Below are 18,613 nucleotides of genomic sequence, written 5' to 3' on the forward strand. Positions count from 1 at the left end.
TTCAATCAATTTTCCGAAACTTTATAGTTTGTTTTTTTGATTTTTATATTGATAATAGTTTGTTGATATTCAACTGGTTATGCAGGAGACTGAGTCCGGTGAAAATTGAATTAACCAAAAGGGAAAAAGATAAATGTTATTATTGAATTAATTTTTAAAGATTTTTATGGGAAATAAGTACTTAATATATAAATACATTTTCTGCATTATTCTGATTTGTGCTGCTCAATTATCGAAATGTTTTAGTCAGACCATCAAAAGAATAGGATTTTCCCAAACCGGTATGGCTTCCTATTATCCCGATAATAGAAATCACAAGATGACATGGAATGGAGAAGTTTATGATGCTAATGATTATACAGCGGCCCATGCTACAATCCAATTAAATAGTCTGGTAAAAATAACCAATCTGGAAAACAACAAATCCATTATCGTCCGAATTACCGATAAACCTTATACCAAAACCAGAATTGCAGACTTAACTTATTTATCTGCAAAAAAGCTTAATATGGTGGGAAAAACCCTTACAAGAGTCCGGATAGAATTATTGGCTTTGGATGTTTCCAGAGAATTGTTTTACACCATTTTACCAATTTTTGAAACTACAGGTGAAGTTTCCCCTGAAGTAATTGAAGCAAAAAGGTTCCGGTTATTAAACCCGGTTGATCCTGGAAGCTTTACCGTAGAGCTAAAGGAGGAGGATCTGACAGCTACATTTTTACCCGTAAATACTTATTTAAAAAGTGGAAAAAAAATATTTCCCAAAGGATTTGGGGTTCAGGTAGGTTCATTTGCTGAAATAACTAAAGCAATGGAATTAGCTCAGAAGTTAGAAAATCTGAATTTCATTAATATTTATATCCAGGCTGGCTGGCAAAATTCACAAAAAAATTTCCGAGTGCTAGTTGGTGATTATGGAGAAAAAGAAGAAGCAAAAGAAGTTGCAGAAACGCTAAAAAGTTATCGGTTTGGTGCATTTGTGAAATCCCATTTTCAGGCTTCATCTGTTATGAAGGCCAATCGATAATTCAAAATAGTATTATTCTAATTTTGATAAATTTTACTTTCTCAAGCAAGATTTCCCTTAATTTTTTATATTCGCTTAAATAAATCACTAATATTCATCAAAAAACGGTGATTTAAATCGGATTTTGAAGGAATATTTTTTTAAACTACTATGAAGAATTTTTTTGTCTTATTTTTATTTTACTCAATTCTCAATACGCCACTTTTTTCCCAGGATATAGGGTTTAAAGAAAAAGGGGAAGCCTCTTATTATAATGACAAACTCCAGGGAAGGCCAACCGCCAGTGGAGAACCTTATGATAAAGCTGCTTTTACCCTGGCTCACAGAACGCTACCATTTGGTACGGTGGTGAAAATTACCAATCTGGAAACAAGTCAGGCTACTCAGGCCCGTGTAAATGACAGAGGGCCTCATAAAGAAGGACGAATAGTAGACCTTTCAAGGGCTGCTGCTGCGCAAATTGGCTTGGTAAAGGCCGGGGTAGCCCAGGTTGAAATTGAAGTGTTGGGTTTAGACCCGGGTGCAGCTGCCATGGCGCCTGCAGTGGAAAACCCTCAAGTTGTTCAGGAAACTGAAACTCCAGCGGTTTCTACCGCTTTGCCCACCACTCAGCCATTAACTGAAGCACAACAAAATGCATTATTAAGTACGGCTGTTGTGCCAGTGACTGAACCGGCAACTGTTCAGGCACTTGAACCCAATGCACAGGCAAATTATTATGACGAGTCAAAAAACGGAGAAATTACCGTAACCGGGGAAACGCATAATATGTATGCCTTAACAGCTTCCCATAATAGTTTTCCTTTAAATAGTCTGGTAAAAGTGATAAATGTAGCCAATGGGAAAGAGGTTTTGGTGAGGGTAAATGATCGGCCCAAACAGAAACCAGAAAGTGGTGAGGATATCATTACATTATCCTATGCTGCAGCCAACCAGTTGGGAATCATAGGGATGGGGCAAACTCCTGTAAATCTGGAGGTAGTTTTTTCCGGAGATCAACAATTAGGCAAAGGCGCAGCTGTAGCGGGTGTGGCATTGTCTAAGGAAGAACAACTTTTAAAAATGTTTGCCCCTGTAAAAACTTATCTTTCAGATGGAACAGTAATGGAGCCTACAGGATATGGCATTCAGGTTGGGGCATACGGTTCTCCAATGAAGGCGCAGGAAATAGCCCTCAGATTTGAAAAATTCCAGTTTAAATATGTTTTTATCCAAGCCGGGTGGAGACAAAGCCAGAAAGAGTTTAGGGTAATTATAGGGCAATTTCCTACACAGGAGGATGGCAGTGATTTATTAGAAATATTAAAAGGTCACGGATTTGATGCCTTTATTAAAAAACATATGGAAGGAGAATAAACCTAATTTCTCCTTCTTGTGGCTTTGTTGAATTATTACAATTTTGATTTTTTTAAAATTAACTTTGATATTAAAGCTATTATTTGTAATTTTTTTAGATATTATTCCTTATTATACTGCAATCCCCTATTAAATTGCATTTTTTAAATTCAAATGCATACCTTAAAATTCCAACTTTGCATTTGATTAAATTAGGAAAATCTAAATTATTTATATTGATGAAGGAATTAATTTCATTTCAATTTTCATTAAAAACTGGGAAAATGGTTATAAGAGCAATTTTTTTATTTCTATTTTGTGTGCCGCAATTCCTTTTGGCTCAACAATTTGATAAGGGTTATAAAGAAAGAGGAAAAGCGTCTTTTTATGGAGAAGATCTTGATGGAAAGCAAACCGCCAATGGAGAAAAATATGATATGTATAGTATGACGGCAGCTCATGCTTCCATTCCATTTAATAGCATTATTAAGGTCACAAATCTCGATTCCCCTGATAAATGGGTTACGCTTAGGATTAATGACAGACCACTTACCCCAACCAGAGTTTTAGATATTTCCAAGAGAGCGGCATTGAAACTTGGTATGTTAAAAACAGGTGAACTTACTGTGGAACTGGAGATTCTTAAGGTTGGTGATAATCAGGTGGTAACCACTAATTCGGATTCACTGAAGAATAAGGCTGAAGCGGATAAAAAAATCGCTGCTACTCCTTCAGAAAAACCAAAAGAAACTCAGAAAACTCAAAAAAATACTCCAACTAAAAAAGGGGAAGTGGCTGCAGGTGCAGCAGCAGTTTCTACTTTACCTTTGGAAGAAAGATTTCTGCAACCCGGTACTTATAATGTTTGGGGTACCAAAATTACGCCTTCAGGATTTGGCTTACAAATTGGCTATTTCACTGATATTAATAAGGCAATTGAAGTAGGAAGGGAAGCGATTGATCTTGGGTTGAAGGAATTATACATTCAATCGGATAATAGTGGTGGTAATGTGACTTATAGAATTATTTATGGTTCTAAAAAAGATGAAGAATCGGCCAAGGAACAATTACCAATCGCCAAAATGAAAGGCTTTCCCGAAGCCTTTGTAAAGAAATTTTAAGGCCAGACTAAATTGTTTTAAAAAGCATGGGAAACCATGCTTTATTTTTTGAAGGATTCCTTAAATTAGCCAAACCTACACGGGCAAATTTTTTAAGATTTTAGGGCTTAACACAAAACCAGATTATGGATTTAAAGAAAATAAAAGAGTATGGAAACCTGGAACTTCTGGCCAAGCAAATGGTAGAAGGATTTATTACCGGATTACATAAATCTCCTTATCATGGTTTTAGTGTAGAATTTGCCGAACATAATTTATATAACACGGGTGAAAGTACCCGATACATAGACTGGAAAGTTTATGCCAGAACCGACAGGTTGTATACCAAAAGGTTTGAAGAGGAAACAAACCTGAGATGCATGATTTTGATTGATAAATCCTCTTCAATGTATTATCCGCTTGAAAATCATGGGAAAATCAGTTTTAGTATTTTTTCAGCGGCTTGTCTTGCCTATATACTGCAAAAACAACGAGATGGAGTTGGGCTTTGTGGTTTTTCGGAAGAAGTTGATTTATTCACTCAGGTAAAATCTACCAACACTCATGTTCATAATTTGTTTCTTTTATTAAAACAAATGCTGGAAGAAAGGCCAACGAATAAAAAAACCTCTGTTGCGGATGTTATTCATCAGGTAGCCAACCGTATTCACCGAAGGTCGCTAATTATTTTATTTAGTGACATGATGGAAAACATTGATAACCACGATGAAATTTTTTCAGCACTTCAGCACTTAAAGCACAACAACCATGAAGTTTTAATTTTTCATGTTTATGATCAAAAAACTGAGTTGGATTTCGATTTCCCAGACCGGCCCATGGTGTTTATTGATGTTGAGACAGGACAAAAAGAAAAAGCACAACCTGCTCAGGTTAAAAAACTATATAAAGATCAGATTAACAAGCGATTCCAGGAAATAAAAATTAAATGTGGCCAGTATAAAATTGATTTTATTGAAGCGGATTGTGCCAAAAAAGTGGATCAGGTGTTATTGCCCTATCTAATAAAGAGAAAAAGAATGGGTTAAATTTTCCATTTTTCTTTTTTTAATAGCTTAGTTGCCCATTGTGGTATTGGACTTACAGAAAGTAAAATGGCTACTAAAAACGGTTTGAAACCAGTTTGGTATCTTACAAGATTCCCTATATTGGGTGAAGCAAGGCTTAAAAATATGAGCATTATTCCGATATAAAATATGCTTGCCAATAGCAGTAAATTATTTTCCCCTTTTTTATTCCAAATCGATTTATCTGCCAGGTAATATGTGTTGATTAAAATTAAAATTAGTAGAAATGAACTTTCTATTGAACTGAGTTTTTTTTGCAAATTTCCCTTTTCCCAAATATATGGCCGAAATAATCCTTCAATTACTGCTTTTGGAGTATTAAAAACTATGCTTTGAATATTGGGATTCAGTTGTGTGAATTGAATCAGGTTTTCCTTTTTTTCGGTTTGTTCGGCCATCAATTCATTATTTTTTACCAATGCATTTAAGAATTTTTCCAGATTCAGATTGGGGTGGGCCAGTGTTGCTGCTAAAATTATTCCGGAGAATAGGATGACAAATTTTAGTTTGTTAGAAATCTGGTTAAATGTATTAAACCTCTCGAAGCAAATAGTGAGGGTATAAGCCAAAAGGCATGGAGACAATACAGCGAAATAATAATATTTAAGTTTCCAAATCACCAGAAGGCAAAGAAGAATGATAAAAATACTCAATCCTTTTTCATAAATAGCCTTTTTTCTTCCGGGATGTAAGAAATTTAAAGTCAGGCTAATTAATAAACAAATACTTCCTATGGAGATACTTTCTTTTAAAATCCCTGAGGTCCAGAATAAAACGGAGGGAAAGTAGAAGAAAGCCATGGCTATTTCTAAATGATGTTTTTTAAAAAGCCTCTCCAATGTATTGGCACATTTCCAAATTCCGAAAAAAGAAAAAAAGGAACAATACCAGGTGGTTAGCCAGTAATTTTGAAGGGTGAGCAAATTGGGAATACTAAGTATTTTAGCCATAAACACTGCTCTTGCATTGTGGTTTTCCAGGGAGGATTCAATGGAAATTGGACCGTTTGAAAATAATAAGTTTAGATATTCTCCAAAATTCTGGAAAGCTACACTGGAAAACCTGACACTATCTCTAAAAAGTGAAAAAGTGTCTCCGGAAGTGTAATAAAATTTATAAACCAGTCCAAGCGCGATTCCTGCAAAAATTTTTAAAGAAAAGGCAAACCAAAAATGTTGTTTGAGTGAGGTTTCAGGACTTCTTTTAAAAAGTTGATCACCCAAAAACAAAATAAATAAAACATTTCCAAGAATGACGAGAAGTTTATCAAGAGGAAAAGCTGCGATTGACAATTATTGAGAAAATTTGAAATAGATTTATTAGCAAAACTCAAACAAATATAAGCGCAATTTTAGGAACACCATGCTGCTCAACTAAAATTAATTCTAATTGTTGGCCAGACCCGTAATAGATTTTGCCTGTTCAAATTGAAATATTTTGAATTTGACTAACTAACTTTATTGGCAGAACTTATTGCCTTTCCACACTAACAGAATCTACAACAACAATTTAATAAACTACAAAAATGAAGAACAAGACCATTTTTTTAATTTTAGTATTACTATTGAGCTGGCTTTCTCTTTTTTCACAGGAAAAGAAAGATAAAATTACACTGGTAATTCACGGTGGAGCCGGTACCATTTTGAAAAAAAACATGACTCCTGAGAAAGAAAAGGCATATCGGGAAAAGCTGGATGAAGCTTTAGAAACAGGATATAAAATATTAAATGAAGGAGGTACAAGTTTGGAAGCTATTGTGGCAACAATTAAAGTAATGGAAGATTCTCCTTTATTCAATGCTGGAAAAGGGGCAGTATTTGCCAACAATGGTAAAAATGAGATGGATGCTTCTATAATGGATGGTAATACCTTAAATGCCGGAGCAGTTGCCGGGGTTACTATTATTAAAAATCCAATTACTGCTGCCTTGGAAGTAATGGAAAATTCAGAACATGTTTTACTGACCAGAGAAGGAGCTGAAGCCTTTGCTACAAAACAAAACCTGGAAATTGTAGAACCTTCATATTTTTATACCGAAAGGAGGAAAAAAAGCCTGGATCGGATAAAGGAGGCGGAAGACGGTAGGGGAAGTATTCAATTTTCAGATTATGCCAACAGAAAACATGGAACTGTGGGAGCTGTTGCTTTGGATCAATATGGAAACCTGGCTGCCGGAACATCTACTGGTGGGATGACTAATAAGAAATTTGCAAGAGTTGGCGATTCACCAATAATTGGGGCTGGAACTTATGCTAATAATAAAACCTGTGCTGTATCATCCACCGGTCATGGTGAATATTTCATCAGAGGAGTGGTGGCATATGATATTTCTGCCATGATGGAATATAGAGGCAATTCCCTGGAGGAATCAGCTAACAAAGTAATAATGGAAAAGCTTACAGCACTTGGAGGAACCGGAGGGGTCATTTCCCTTGATCAGGAAGGAAATGTGGCCATGCCATTTAATACCGCAGGAATGTACAGAGGTTTTATCAAGGCCGGTGGGAAAAAGGCAGTTTTTATTTATAAGGATGAATAATCATCATAACCATTTAAGTGGATATACGTTAGAAGAATTTTAAATTCCTTTTGTCTGGTTATTAGGACTTTTTAAATTTGAAATTGGAATTTTGGCAGTTCTCTTGCTGTATTTATTTTTTTCCACTTAAAAATTAGACCAAATTGAAAACAATCCTATTTACCTTAAGTTTATTGCTTTTGAACTTCCAGCTCCTTTTTGCACAAAAGGATGGAAACTTTTCTCCACACGAATATATCAGCTCCTATAAAAATGCTGCTATTGAGAATATGCACAAAAAAGGTGTACCTGCAAGTATTACACTTGCACAGGGTATGCTGGAGTCTGGTAATGGCAATAGCCAGCTTGCCAGAAAGGCAAATAATCATTTTGGAATCAAATGTCATGACTGGCGGGGAAAGTCAGTCAGAATGGACGATGATCGAAAAAATGAATGTTTCCGAAAGTACAATTCTGTATTGGATTCTTATGCCGATCATGCTGATTTCCTAAGTTCTCGTTCAAGATATGAATTTTTATTTAGCCTTTCCCTTACAGATTATAAGGGTTGGGCAAAAGGATTAAAAAAAGCAGGTTATGCCACCAGTCCGACCTATTCTAAAAAATTGATTGATATTATTGAAAAATATAATTTAAATCAGTTTGATAAAGCCGGGCCTGTAAAATATAAAGGAAAAGTTGCTGCCGGAGCAGGTTTAATCTCAGTTTCAAGGGTTTCAGATATCCAAATCTTTAATAAAAGAAAAACAATTATTGTTGCCGAAAATGAAACTAAAAATGATTTAGCACTTTCACTTGGAATTAAAGTAAAACAAATTGAAAAATATAATGAAATTGGTCCCGGAGATGAGATAAGAGGAGGCCAGCTAATCTATCTGCAGAAAAAAAGAACAAAAGCAGCTAAAGGAATGGACTATCATTATGTAGAACAGGGAGAGTCCTTATATCAGATTTCTCAAAAATACGGTATTCAATTAGAGGCTCTTTATAAGAAAAATAATATGTGGTATGGATCGGTGATTCAACCAGGTGATAAGATTTATCTCCGAAAAAATAAACCATTATAATTTTCTAAACTTATTGAACCAAAAGCCTGTCGAATGACAGGCTTTTTTATTAATTTCAGTTTACCGTTTAGTTGAAAAGCCGCTTTTAAAAGGGCAAATGGTTTTTTTTTCAAAATACTTTAAATATTCGTCCTTAAGTAAAATGGTGGATTTCCATCTTTAAGCTTAATCCTAATTTTTATGAATAAAACAGTCGATAATTATTTGATAGAGGGCTGTGGGCGATGTGCTCTGGGGGGAACTCCTGATTGTAAAGTTCAACGCTGGATTCCTGAATTGGAATTCCTTAGAAAATTAGTGCTTGATTGTGGACTAATAGAAGAATGCAAGTGGGGCGTACCATGTTATACTTTCCAGAAAACCAATGTATTGATAATAAGTGCCTTTAAGGAATATTGCTCCCTGAGTTTTTTCAAAGGAGCTTTATTGAATAATTCAAATAAAATTTTAGAAAAACCTGGTGAAAATTCTCAGGCGGCCCGTTTGATAAAGTTTAAAAGTTTGGAGGAAATCTTAAGGAATGAGCCTGAAATAAAGGCCTGTATTTTTGAAGCCATTGAAGTAGAAAAATCAGGCTTGAAAATTTCATTTAAAAAGAATCCTGAGCCTGTTCCATATGAATTGGAGGAGAAGTTTAATAACGATCCCATATTAAAAACTGCCTTTGAAAGCCTTACGTCAGGGCGGCAAAGAGGTTATATTATTTATTTTTCTGCGCCCAAACAGTCAAAAACCAGGAATTCAAGAATTGAAAAAAGTATAGAAAAGATCTTAAATGGAGAAGGACTCCATGATAAGTATAGTGGCCAAAAAAGAGGTTAGGCCGATGGATAAAAAAGATGTTTGGATTCATAAATATTTAGAGATTTATCTTTTCTGGCTTATCTAATATTTATCAGGATAGAAAGAATTTTAGCCTTTTAGAAATTAATTGCGATAGAAAATTTTTTCCTCTGTTTATTCTACTCAATTGAATTATTATATTTGCCCCATGGCAAAACTCCGACTTCTTAATGGAAAATTAATCGATATTATCATAAGTAGATTAAGTAAACAGTTAATCGAAAATCATGGTGAATTTTCCGATTCAGTTATTCTTGGATTACAACCCAAAGGAATTTTTTTAGCAGAAAGGATTAAATCCAGGCTTTTGGAATTATCCGGGGTAGAATTGCCGATTGGCTATATTGATACCACTTTTTACAGGGATGATTTCAGACGAAGAGATTCTCCTCTTACGCCCAATTCTACCAATGTACCTTTTATTATTGAGGAAAAAAAGGTGATTTTAATTGATGATGTGCTTTACACCGGACGGTCAGTAAGGGCAGCCATAAGTGCCATGCTTGCTTTTGGGAGACCAAGCAAAGTGGAACTGCTAACCCTTATAGACAGGAAGTATAGCAGAGATTTACCCATAGAAGCTAATTATGTTGGAAAAACAGTAAATACGATACAATCCCAACGGGTAATTGTAGAATTAGTTGAACAGGGTTTTGAAGAAGATAATATCTGGTTGGTAAATCAGGTGAAGTAAAAAAAAGCTTTTTGGTTTAAGGAAAATTATTTTAGAATTTAGTAAACACATTGATGGCGGATTTAAGCGTAAAGCATCTCCTCGGGATCAAAAATTTAACCGAACAAGATTTACAAACAATTTTTGAAACAGCAGATCAATTTAAAGCTGTAATTAATAGATCAATTAAAAAGGTCCCTTCTCTGCGAGATATTACCATTGCCAATGTTTTTTTTGAAAATTCCACTCGAACTAGGCTCTCTTTTGAATTGGCTGAGAAGCGGCTTTCTGCAGATGTAATCAATTTCTCTTCGGCATCAAGTTCGGTGAAAAAAGGAGAGACCCTCCTCGATACTGTCAAAAACATTCTGTCCATGAAAGTGGATATGGTAGTCATGAGGCATTCCAGTCCGGGCGCACCCCATTTTTTAGCCAAACATATAGATGCCAATATTGTAAATGCTGGTGACGGAACTCATGAGCATCCAACTCAGGCTCTATTGGATACTTACTCCATAAGAGAAAAACACGGTGAAGTAGGAGGGAAGAAGGTTGTTATTATTGGAGATATTTCCCATTCCAGAGTAGCTCTTTCAAATATTTTTGCTTTACAAAAGCTTGGTGCAGAAGTCATGATTTGTGGTCCGGTTACACTCCTGCCTAAATACATTTCAGACTTGGGTGTAAAAGTAGAATTGGACGTAAGGAAGGCATTAGAATGGTGTGATGTGGCGAATATTCTGAGGATTCAGTTGGAACGCCAAAAGACTAAAAACTTTCCATCCTTAAGAGAGTATTCCCTTTATTATGGAGTAAACAAGAAAATGTTGAATGCTCTGGATAAAGAAATTACCATAATGCATCCCGGCCCAATAAACCGGGGAATAGAAATTACTTCCGATGTGGCCGACTCTGAGCATTCCATTATTCTTGATCAGGTGGAAAATGGTGTGGCTATTAGAATGGCAGTCCTTTTTCTATTGGCTCAAAAAAGATAAAAGAATAAAACAACTATGTTATTTCGGGGATAAAGTGTATTCGTAGGTGGGAATAGTTTTATCAAGCTCCTCCGGTACAGTAAATGAAATGATCAGGATATTTTCAGACAATTCTAAAATAGTATTGGAAGCCGCTTCATTGCTTGTTTCATTATAAACGATGGCCGTTGTAGTCAATTTCCAGGTACCATCAGTTCCCTGAAAAGGAGCATCGGGCCTTGGAACAGAACCTTGCACTATTGAATAAGTGGAGGCTTTTCCTTCACTGTCTGAATTAAATGTGATTGAAAAATCAGAACCGCTAAAATTAGGGTCTTCAAACCCGTTGATCTTCACTGATTGGATTCCCCACCTTTTGGAAATTTTCTGCGCATCAGTAAGATTTGGATTGGGGTCTTCTTTGCAGGAAAATAGCGATACAGCAATCTGTATAAATAGAATTAAATTATACCTTTTCAATAGATTCATAAATGTAGTTGATTAAAAGTGAGGTAAAACCTAAAAAACTGCCTATGAAAGATACGTAATTTCCCCGGTGTTTTACCTGTTTTTAAAATCCATAATATTTAAAACCTGATCACAAAAATCATATTCAATTTTCTGGTTTGAACAAATGATAATTGTCTTTTCAGGGTAGTTCTTTTTAATAATGTCCAGGTACCAATTGGTATTTATCTGGTCAAAATTTGATGTGGGTTCATCCAGCAAAACAAGGTTGTTTTGGGTAAAAATCGCTAAACCAAGTTTCAATTTTTGTTTCATTCCAGATGAAAAATTTTTCACGATTTTATCCTCAAAACCCTGGAAACCAGTTTTGGTTATAAACTCATTTTTTCCAATTTCCAAAGGTTTAAATTTTAGATAAAAATCTAAAAGCTCCGAAAGGCTAAATTCTTCTACTAACTCAGTATAAGGGCCTGCATACGATAGCAGCTTATAAATATGATCCCCAGATACATTTTTACCATTTACAGAATAGGTGATATTTCCGGATGACGGATGGTCTATTCCGGCAATAATTCTCAAAAGGGTTGTTTTCCCACTTCCATTATTTCCTGTAATAGCGTATTTCTTTCCTTGATTAAATTTAAAGTCAAGATTATTGAATATCCAGTCTCTTGCAAATTTTTTGTTTAAAGAAGCTAATTGAATATCCATTTACATAAAAATATTAGGAATGATACTAGTGCGATTAGCGCGAAATCCACCTGTAAATTAATGGCTTTAATCATCTGATTTCCGGAACTAATTCACCATATGAATTTAGCTGCTGTGGCACTAGTGTCAAGTCAACCTTAAACTTACGGTAATCCGAGAGTATTTTGCGGAATCTCTTCGTTGCAAAAAGACTCGCATAGCTATGGCTATCCTCGTTTTTTACGCCTCGACCTACCACAAAATCCTTACTCGCCTTACTCATAATGTAAGGCTTGACATGACACTAGTGGTAACCTTTAATGATACCTCTTTCGGAACTAGTGATGAAGTCAAGTATTATATTTTTTTCATCCGATTCGGGAAGTTCCTCTTTTATGGTTTTTAAAGCATTCGCCTTATTATTGCCTTTTAGAAAAAACTGTCGGTAGATCTCCTGAATTTCCCCTATTTTATCCTGAGAGAACCCACTTCTTTGTAATCCAATAGAATTAATTCCACTATAAATCAGGGGCTCCCTTGCAGCCGTTATATATGGCGGAACATCTTTCCTTACCAATGATCCTCCTCCAATCATAGTGTGTGGGCCAATTTTCACAAATTGATGCACTGCAGTAGTTCCACCCAAGCGTGCATGATCCTGAATTTCTACATGACCGGCTACCTGAACTGAATTAGCAAGAATACAATAATCGCCTAAAATACAATCGTGGGCAATATGCACATAAGCCATTAAAAGGCAATGAGAACCAATTTGTGTTTTATTCTTATCGGAAGTTCCTTTATTAATGGTTACACATTCCCTGATAACGGTGTTGTCTCCAATAAAGGTCTGGGTTTTTTCTCCCTTATATTTAAGGTCTTGAGGTTTGCCAGAAATTACTGCTCCAGGATGAATTTCACAATTTTTTCCAATCCGGCTGCCCTCCATTATTGAAACATTTGGCCCGATCCAGGTTCCTTCCCCAATCTCCACATCTTTTTCAATCGTTGTAAAAGCGCCAACTACTACATTTTCCCCAATTTTTGCCTCCGGATGAATATTTGTATAGGAATGAATCATTATCTTTTTATCTTGAAAGCAGTAATTTTTTTAGAGTAAGTCATCTTTAGATTCGTTTATAAACATATAAAAAATGCCATTAAACCTTATCCAAATTTATTAATTATATATCTTTCTTCACTAAACAGGCAGAAACGTTTGCTTCACAAGCCAGTTTTCCTGCTACGTAGGCCTGTCCTTTCATTTTGGCAATCCCTCTTCTAATTGGTGCCAGCAATTCACATCTTATAATAAGAGAATCTCCAGGAACTACCATCTTTTTAAATCTACAACCATCGATTCCTACGAAATATGTCCAGTATTGTTCAGGATTATCTACAGTATTTAATAGCAGGACTCCTCCGGTTTGGGCCATAGCTTCTATTTGTAACACACCCGGCATTACAGGGTTTCCAGGAAAATGGCCCTGAAAAAATTGCTCATTAATTGTTACATTTTTCACCCCGGTCACAGAATGTTCATCCAGTTGAATAATTTTATCTATTAGCCTAAAAGGATAACCATGAGGAAGTACCTGAGAGATTTGGTTAATATCCAGAACCGAAGGCATTTTAGGATCATATTCAGGAATATTCTCCGATTTGGAATTCTTTTGCATCATCCTTTTTATCTTTTTAGCAAAAGCAACATTAGCCGCATGACCAGGTCTGGCTGCTAATATCTGTCCTTTAATGGGTCGTCCTGCCAAAGCTAAATCACCAACCAAATCCAGTAATTTATGTCTGGCTGGTTCATTATTATGTCTTAATTCTACATTATTCAGAATACCTTCCTCTTTAACCTCCACCTTAGGCAAATTGAAAAGATGCGCCAGTTCATCCAATTCTCCATCACTTACTACTCTGTCCACCACTACAATTGCGTTATGGAAATTTCCACCTTTAATCAGGTTGTTTTTCCTCAACATTTCCAGTTCATGTAAAAAACAAAACGTTCTTGAAGAAGCAATCTCTTTCGGAAACTGGCTGATATCATTCATAGAAGCATGCTGGCTTCCCAAAACAGGGGAATTGTAATCGACCATTACCGTAACTCTGTAATCGTTTAATGGCAGGGCAGCAATTTCCACCTGTCTATCACTTTCCTTATAAAAAACACTCTCCGGTATTTCAAAGAAATTCCTCATCACATTCTGCTCTTCTAAACCTACTGACTCAATTGCCTCAATAAATTTAATTGAACTTCCGTCCATGATTGGAGGTTCCGGACCATCTATCTCGATTAATACATTGTCAATTTCCATCCCAACCAACGCAGCCAGGGTATGTTCCACGGTATTAATTCTTGCCCCAGATTCTTCAATTGTTGTACCTCTTGAGAGATCAACCACATTATCCACATCTGCATTTACAATCGGTTCTCCTTCCAGGTCTATCCTTTTGAATTTTATTCCATGATTTGGCTTAGCAGGAACAAAAGTCATATTTGCAGGAACTCCAGTATGTAACCCTACTCCCGAAACTGTTACACTCTTTTTTAAAGTATGTTGCTTTGTCTTCATTTCTAATTTGCTATTCACTTTTCACAAAAACCCAAAAAGTAGGATGATGCAATTTTTTAATATCTGAAAAAAATTAAAGTATCTGTTCAAAGGTGACAGAAAAAAATATTTATAACCTGAATAATCTTATTGATTATTTAAAAATTCTTTTTCCAATTTTTGAATCTTCCTTAATAATTCGGGAAGTTTTTTGTAGACCACAAAAATTCTTTTGAAATCTCTAATATCAATTGCCGGAGATCCCATTATAGTTTTTCCTTCTTCGGTGAAATTTCCTCTTACCCCTGAATTTCCGGCAATTTGAGTTTTATTTGGTATTTTACCATGTCCGGAAATTGCGACTTGTCCTCCAATCATACAGTTTTCCCCAATTTCAGTAGATCCAGCCACTCCGGTCATAGCAGCCATCACTGTATTTTTGCCAATCTTAACATTATGGGCAATTTGAATGAGGTTATCCAGTTTTACACCCGCTTCAATAATAGTTGATCCGGTTGTTGCACAATCAATAGTGGTATTTGCTCCGATATTTACATGATCTTGTAACACTACATTTCCCACTTGGGGAATATCTTTGTAAGTTCCATCGGCCTGTGGCGCAAAACCAAAACCAGGACTTCCGATAACCGCTCCGGAATTGATCGTACAATAATTTCCAACTACTGAATTTTGAAGTATTTTCACCCCCGGATATAAAATTACATTATCCCCAATTTTAACATTATCTCCAATAAAAACCTGTGGGTAAATAATACAATTTTTACCTATGGAAACATTTTCGGAGATATAGGCAAAAGCCCCCACATATATATCTTCTCCAATAGTTGTATTTCCATGAATAAAGGAGGGTTGTTCAATTCCCTTTTTGTTAAATGAGGTTAGTCTCTGGTATTCTTCAAGTAAGGTACTAAAAGCAGAATATGGATCTTCTACTACAATGAGAGTAGTTTTCAATTCTTTTTTAGGAACAAAAGATTTATTGACTAAAACCGCTGTTGCCTGGGTGTCATAAATGTATTTTTCGTATTGAGGATTGGCTAGAAATGAAATAGCTCCTGCTTCTCCCTCCTGTATTTTGGATACTTTATTAATTTTATCTTCCTTAGAACCCTGTATTTCCCCTCCCAGTAATACGGCTATTTGCTTTACGGTAAATTCCATTTATGATTGCCTCTCTGTTTTCCCTGAATTTTGTGCAAATTAACAAAAGGTTAACCTTTTATTTAAGAGCACAAAGATAAAACTTTAGGGTAGCATAGGTAAAATTTTTTAACAATTTTACTCAAAGCTTCGATATTTGGTAAATCTGAGGCTTTAGCTACGTCCAGAATTTCTCCTTTTTTTGTTTTAATTAAAATATTTTGATCATAAGGGATATACCCCGAGTTTGTAATTTTTCCGGAGGATGACATGAATTTTGATTCCGATGGGGTTAATCCGTATTCATGCTGAACTTTTTTTCTAATACTTTTAAGTCTTTCCTTTTTAATTTTTTCATTCGAAAGCTCTACTTTAAAAAGCTTGCGGTCCAGTAGCATTTTACTGAGTAAACTAAGCACTTTATCTTCATGCGCAACCCAAAACTTTATTCCTCCCCAAATGTCATAATCATCTAAAGAGGCAAAGGCAGATAAATAGTTATAATTATTCTCAAAATCGGGAAAAGTGATATCTTTTTCAAAAAACAATTTTAAATTAGGAGAACAAGGTAAATCTATTCCTTTTCTCACCAGGTATCTGGCTCTTTTTATCAATTGAATGAGCATCTGTTCTGTACTGACGGTGGTTTTGTGTAAATACACCTGCCAATACATTAATCTTCTTGCGTTAAGGAAATTTTCAATGCTGTATATCCCTTTTTCTTCCACCACGATTCTGTCCTCATCAATATCCAGCATCCTGATAATTCTGTCAAAAGCTACTTTTCCTTCAATTACTCCTGTAAAGAAACAATCTCTCTGTAAGTAATCCAGCCGGTCCATATCCAGCTGACTGGATACCAATTGATGAAAGAATTTTCTATAATATGTATCATTGAAAATGCTAATGGCAAGTGTCAATCTTCCATCAAACTCCTTGTTGAGGTGATCCATCAACAATAGAGACATTTTTTCATGGTGCACACCATTTAATATACTGGATTCCAGGGCGTGGGAAAAAGGCCCGTGGCCGATATCATGAAGTAAAATTGCAATGGTGGCAGCCTCATATTCCTCATTGGATATTTCATTGCCTTTTACGCGTAATACATCAAGACTTACTGTCATCAGGTGCATTGCCCCCAAAGCATGGTGAAACCTTGTATGCAATGCGCCTGGGTAAACAAAATCAGTCAATCCCAATTGTTTTATTCGCCTTAATCTTTGGAAAAAGGGATGTTGAATGATGTCAAAAATTAATTCTGTTTTTAGAGATAAAAATCCATAAACTGGATCGTTTATTATTTTTTTTTTCATTTACTGAATTGCGGTGTGGATATTCTTCGAACGGCTATCATTAATAGAAGAAACCTAAACTAAAAAGTGCTCTGATTTTATTATGACTTGTCTCCACTATGGGTTGCTGACCATTATCAAGTACATAAGGTGTGGTGGTGGTTTCGAATAATTCGGAAACAAGACCAAAATCAAAAAACATATTTTTCTTCCTCAGACCATAACCTAGCGTAACGGATTGTTTACTTCCAATCGGGCCATCCCCAGAGGAATAAGGATCGCCATAATTTGCATAGCCAGCCCTTATGCGATTTGAATTTAGCCGTATTTCACCACCAATTCTTATATTCATTGTGCCTTTATATAAATTGGAAATTGTACGGTTGTCTCCGGAAAAATCAAATCCTGCATCGGTGCCATCATCAGCATATCTTGGATTTTTTAAGGAAGCATTTTGATAACCTACGTATTCCACATCAGCAGAAACAAATCCTTTTTTGCCAAAAAAATACGAAACTCCGGCATTATACCTAGATGGTATTTTTAAGGAGTAAATAAGGTCTGCATAAAGTGCATCTTTTTTCTCGTCTGTCAAAATCTTTTCAATCGGAGTTCCATCAGGGTTATACCCATCAATAATCCTGATACTATTATGTTGAGAGATCATTTCTTCGGAAAAAGATTCTGTTATTCTGATTGAAGTAGCTGTTACCCCACTTAAACCTACCCTAATTCTATCTGTTACCCTATAAATAAATCCTCCCTTAAAGTTTACACCTATTCCATTTTGAGAAAGCCTGTCAATATATACCAATTCGGCAAAGTTTGGAGCCCCTTCCTTTGTTTCTGTATATTCTCCTGTACTTTCATAGTTTACGGTTTGCAGTCCCAGGCCAACCCCATAATATAGTTTGTCTGCATAGTTTCCCCCATAAGAAAAATCCCATTCAAATTGAGCTCCCCTTGTAGTAATGGTTCCCTTTTGGATGGAGGGATATTGTGCCGGATCATCTACATAAGTAATATAGGTATTATTTGTGCCCGGGTCTTCAAAAATATCTGGATTAATTAAATAGGTGAAGTAAGCCAAGCCCAGGGTATTAAAAGCACCATCTATACCTTGATTGTCAAATACTTGCCAGTTAGTACCAGTAGCCTGTTCAAGAAAAAAATCCACTATTTGATTGCTATTATTTACGCCTTCATAAGAGACCGTATTATTAAAATCCTGAACCCGGTTTACGGTAAAACTGAATGATCCCCCATAATTTTGGCTATCTCCATTTCTGGCTTTGGAAATTACAATTCCCAGATTGTTTAGGTTTAAGGTAAATCTTGAATCTTTGGTGGTTTGTCCCAGGTATTCTGAAGAGGTATTATTAAAACCCATTGCGGGAGTAAAGCTAACTTCAGATTTTCTATAAAATCCTAGTCCGGCAGGATTTTGTACGGAATTCGTAATATCACCACCAATAGCAGTTCCAGCTCCTGCCATTCCCTGAAACCTTGCACTACCCATAAATGTGGTACGGGAAAATCTTAAAGCATCTTTATAGTAACCAAAAGCATCAGGATCAATTTGAGAAAATGCAGAAGTATTTATGAAAACTAATAAGATAAAGAAAACATTTTTTTTCATAATTATAATTAGTGTTAGCTGGAACTTTTTTGCGGCAAATAAGGATCGAATTCAGTAAAATAATTTAATCTAAATGCGAATTTAAAAAATCTGGATACACTGTAAAATATTGCTACAAAATCTTTGATAAACAGAGTGGTCTGAATTTTATCT

17 protein-coding genes are annotated in these 18,613 nt (G+C 35.6%); 9 read left to right on the forward strand and 8 right to left on the reverse strand.

Annotation, left to right across the window (positions count from 1 at the left end):
• The first annotated feature begins 166 nt into the window (after window positions 1-166).
• From A3EM_RS45590 to A3EM_RS0106905, 4 genes are all read left to right on the forward strand, one after another.
• Window positions 167-1,027, forward strand: coding sequence for an SPOR domain-containing protein (locus A3EM_RS45590; RefSeq protein WP_020527452.1), 861 nt, complete (start codon window positions 167-169; stop codon window positions 1,025-1,027).
• Between the two features lie 150 nt (window positions 1,028-1,177).
• Window positions 1,178-2,383 carry a septal ring lytic transglycosylase RlpA family protein gene (locus A3EM_RS46880; protein WP_020527453.1) on the forward strand — a complete coding sequence of 402 codons (1,206 nt, stop codon included), beginning with the start codon at window positions 1,178-1,180 and terminating at the stop codon, window positions 2,381-2,383.
• 263 nt (window positions 2,384-2,646) lie between these two features.
• Window positions 2,647-3,483: a septal ring lytic transglycosylase RlpA family protein gene (locus A3EM_RS45595; protein WP_157637766.1), complete on the forward strand. Its 837-nt coding sequence runs from the start codon at window positions 2,647-2,649 to the stop codon at window positions 3,481-3,483.
• Window positions 3,484-3,608: 125 nt separating this feature from the next.
• Complete coding sequence (locus tag A3EM_RS0106905; protein WP_020527455.1) at window positions 3,609-4,508, forward strand: DUF58 domain-containing protein; 900 nt, start codon at window positions 3,609-3,611, stop codon at window positions 4,506-4,508.
• On the opposite strand, the gene A3EM_RS0106910 is transcribed toward A3EM_RS0106905, so the two are convergent.
• Entirely contained in the window at window positions 4,505-5,839 is a 1,335-nt protein-coding gene (locus tag A3EM_RS0106910; RefSeq protein ID WP_020527456.1) for a hypothetical protein, read from the reverse strand. The two genes, A3EM_RS0106905 and A3EM_RS0106910, sit on opposite strands and share 4 nt — an antisense overlap.
• A 233-nt stretch (window positions 5,840-6,072) precedes the next feature.
• Here A3EM_RS0106910 and A3EM_RS0106915 point away from each other — a divergent pair, with 233 nt between their 5' ends.
• The 5 genes from A3EM_RS0106915 (at window position 6,073) to A3EM_RS0106940 (ending at window position 10,667) form a co-directional block, all read left to right on the forward strand.
• Window positions 6,073-7,086: an isoaspartyl peptidase/L-asparaginase family protein gene (locus tag A3EM_RS0106915; protein WP_020527457.1), complete on the forward strand. Its 1,014-nt coding sequence runs from the start codon at window positions 6,073-6,075 to the stop codon at window positions 7,084-7,086.
• Window positions 7,087-7,229: 143 nt separating this feature from the next.
• Window positions 7,230-8,153 (forward strand): glucosaminidase domain-containing protein, encoded by a 924-nt coding sequence (locus tag A3EM_RS0106920; RefSeq protein WP_020527458.1) that lies wholly within the window; start codon window positions 7,230-7,232, stop codon window positions 8,151-8,153.
• A 180-nt stretch (window positions 8,154-8,333) separates the two neighbouring features.
• Window positions 8,334-8,975, forward strand: coding sequence for a YdeI/OmpD-associated family protein (locus A3EM_RS0106930; protein WP_020527460.1), 642 nt, complete (start codon window positions 8,334-8,336; stop codon window positions 8,973-8,975).
• Window positions 8,976-9,144: 169 nt separating this feature from the next.
• Window positions 9,145-9,690 (forward strand): bifunctional pyr operon transcriptional regulator/uracil phosphoribosyltransferase PyrR, encoded by a 546-nt coding sequence (pyrR, locus tag A3EM_RS0106935; protein ID WP_020527461.1) that lies wholly within the window; start codon window positions 9,145-9,147, stop codon window positions 9,688-9,690.
• Window positions 9,691-9,743: 53 nt separating this feature from the next.
• The gene (locus A3EM_RS0106940; RefSeq protein WP_020527462.1) at window positions 9,744-10,667 is read left to right on the forward strand and encodes an aspartate carbamoyltransferase catalytic subunit; all 924 of its coding nucleotides are present in this window, start codon (window positions 9,744-9,746) and stop codon (window positions 10,665-10,667) included.
• Between the two features lie 18 nt (window positions 10,668-10,685).
• Here A3EM_RS0106940 and A3EM_RS0106945 read toward each other — a convergent pair whose 3' ends face one another.
• The 7 genes from A3EM_RS0106945 to A3EM_RS0106980 form a co-directional block, all read right to left on the reverse strand.
• Complete coding sequence (locus A3EM_RS0106945; RefSeq protein ID WP_020527463.1) at window positions 10,686-11,135, reverse strand: lipocalin family protein; 450 nt, start codon at window positions 11,133-11,135, stop codon at window positions 10,686-10,688.
• A gap of 72 nt (window positions 11,136-11,207) precedes the next feature.
• On the reverse strand, window positions 11,208-11,825 hold the full coding sequence (locus A3EM_RS0106950; RefSeq protein ID WP_020527464.1) for an ABC transporter ATP-binding protein: 618 nt from the start codon (window positions 11,823-11,825) through the stop codon (window positions 11,208-11,210).
• A gap of 283 nt (window positions 11,826-12,108) precedes the next feature.
• Complete coding sequence (gene lpxA / locus A3EM_RS0106960; RefSeq protein ID WP_020527466.1) at window positions 12,109-12,885, reverse strand: acyl-ACP--UDP-N-acetylglucosamine O-acyltransferase; 777 nt, start codon at window positions 12,883-12,885, stop codon at window positions 12,109-12,111.
• Window positions 12,886-12,988: 103 nt separating this feature from the next.
• Window positions 12,989-14,386, reverse strand: a complete 1,398-nt coding sequence (locus tag A3EM_RS0106965; protein WP_020527467.1) for a bifunctional UDP-3-O-[3-hydroxymyristoyl] N-acetylglucosamine deacetylase/3-hydroxyacyl-ACP dehydratase — start codon at window positions 14,384-14,386, stop codon at window positions 12,989-12,991.
• A gap of 126 nt (window positions 14,387-14,512) precedes the next feature.
• Window positions 14,513-15,547: a UDP-3-O-(3-hydroxymyristoyl)glucosamine N-acyltransferase gene (lpxD, locus tag A3EM_RS0106970; protein WP_020527468.1), complete on the reverse strand. Its 1,035-nt coding sequence runs from the start codon at window positions 15,545-15,547 to the stop codon at window positions 14,513-14,515.
• A 62-nt stretch (window positions 15,548-15,609) separates the two neighbouring features.
• A complete protein-coding gene (locus A3EM_RS0106975) occupies window positions 15,610-16,842 on the reverse strand; it encodes an HD domain-containing protein (RefSeq protein WP_020527469.1) in 1,233 nt (410 codons plus the stop codon).
• A 40-nt stretch (window positions 16,843-16,882) separates the two neighbouring features.
• Window positions 16,883-18,460, reverse strand: a complete 1,578-nt coding sequence (locus A3EM_RS0106980; RefSeq protein WP_020527470.1) for a hypothetical protein — start codon at window positions 18,458-18,460, stop codon at window positions 16,883-16,885.
• Between the last annotated feature and the right edge of the window lie 153 nt (window positions 18,461-18,613).

The sequence above is a fragment of the Flexithrix dorotheae DSM 6795 genome (assembly GCF_000379765.1).
GTDB classification, from domain to species: Bacteria; Bacteroidota; Bacteroidia; order Cytophagales; family Flammeovirgaceae; genus Flexithrix; species Flexithrix dorotheae.

Coding starts and splice junctions, on each gene's coding strand:
- A3EM_RS45590 (WP_020527452.1), top strand. CDS start 167: ATGGGAAATAAGTACTTAATATATAAATACATTTTCTGCATTATTCTG.
- A3EM_RS46880 (WP_020527453.1), top strand. CDS start 1,178: ATGAAGAATTTTTTTGTCTTATTTTTATTTTACTCAATTCTCAATACG.
- A3EM_RS45595 (WP_157637766.1), top strand. CDS start 2,647: ATGGTTATAAGAGCAATTTTTTTATTTCTATTTTGTGTGCCGCAATTC.
- A3EM_RS0106905 (WP_020527455.1), top strand. CDS start 3,609: ATGGATTTAAAGAAAATAAAAGAGTATGGAAACCTGGAACTTCTGGCC.
- A3EM_RS0106915 (WP_020527457.1), top strand. CDS start 6,073: ATGAAGAACAAGACCATTTTTTTAATTTTAGTATTACTATTGAGCTGG.
- A3EM_RS0106930 (WP_020527460.1), top strand. CDS start 8,334: ATGAATAAAACAGTCGATAATTATTTGATAGAGGGCTGTGGGCGATGT.
- pyrR (WP_020527461.1), top strand. CDS start 9,145: ATGGCAAAACTCCGACTTCTTAATGGAAAATTAATCGATATTATCATA.
- A3EM_RS0106940 (WP_020527462.1), top strand. CDS start 9,744: ATGGCGGATTTAAGCGTAAAGCATCTCCTCGGGATCAAAAATTTAACC.
- A3EM_RS0106945 (WP_020527463.1), bottom strand. CDS start 11,135: ATGAATCTATTGAAAAGGTATAATTTAATTCTATTTATACAGATTGCT.
- A3EM_RS0106950 (WP_020527464.1), bottom strand. CDS start 11,825: ATGGATATTCAATTAGCTTCTTTAAACAAAAAATTTGCAAGAGACTGG.
- lpxA (WP_020527466.1), bottom strand. CDS start 12,885: ATGATTCATTCCTATACAAATATTCATCCGGAGGCAAAAATTGGGGAA.
- A3EM_RS0106965 (WP_020527467.1), bottom strand. CDS start 14,386: ATGAAGACAAAGCAACATACTTTAAAAAAGAGTGTAACAGTTTCGGGA.
- lpxD (WP_020527468.1), bottom strand. CDS start 15,547: ATGGAATTTACCGTAAAGCAAATAGCCGTATTACTGGGAGGGGAAATA.
- A3EM_RS0106975 (WP_020527469.1), bottom strand. CDS start 16,842: ATGAAAAAAAAAATAATAAACGATCCAGTTTATGGATTTTTATCTCTA.
- A3EM_RS0106980 (WP_020527470.1), bottom strand. CDS start 18,460: ATGAAAAAAAATGTTTTCTTTATCTTATTAGTTTTCATAAATACTTCT.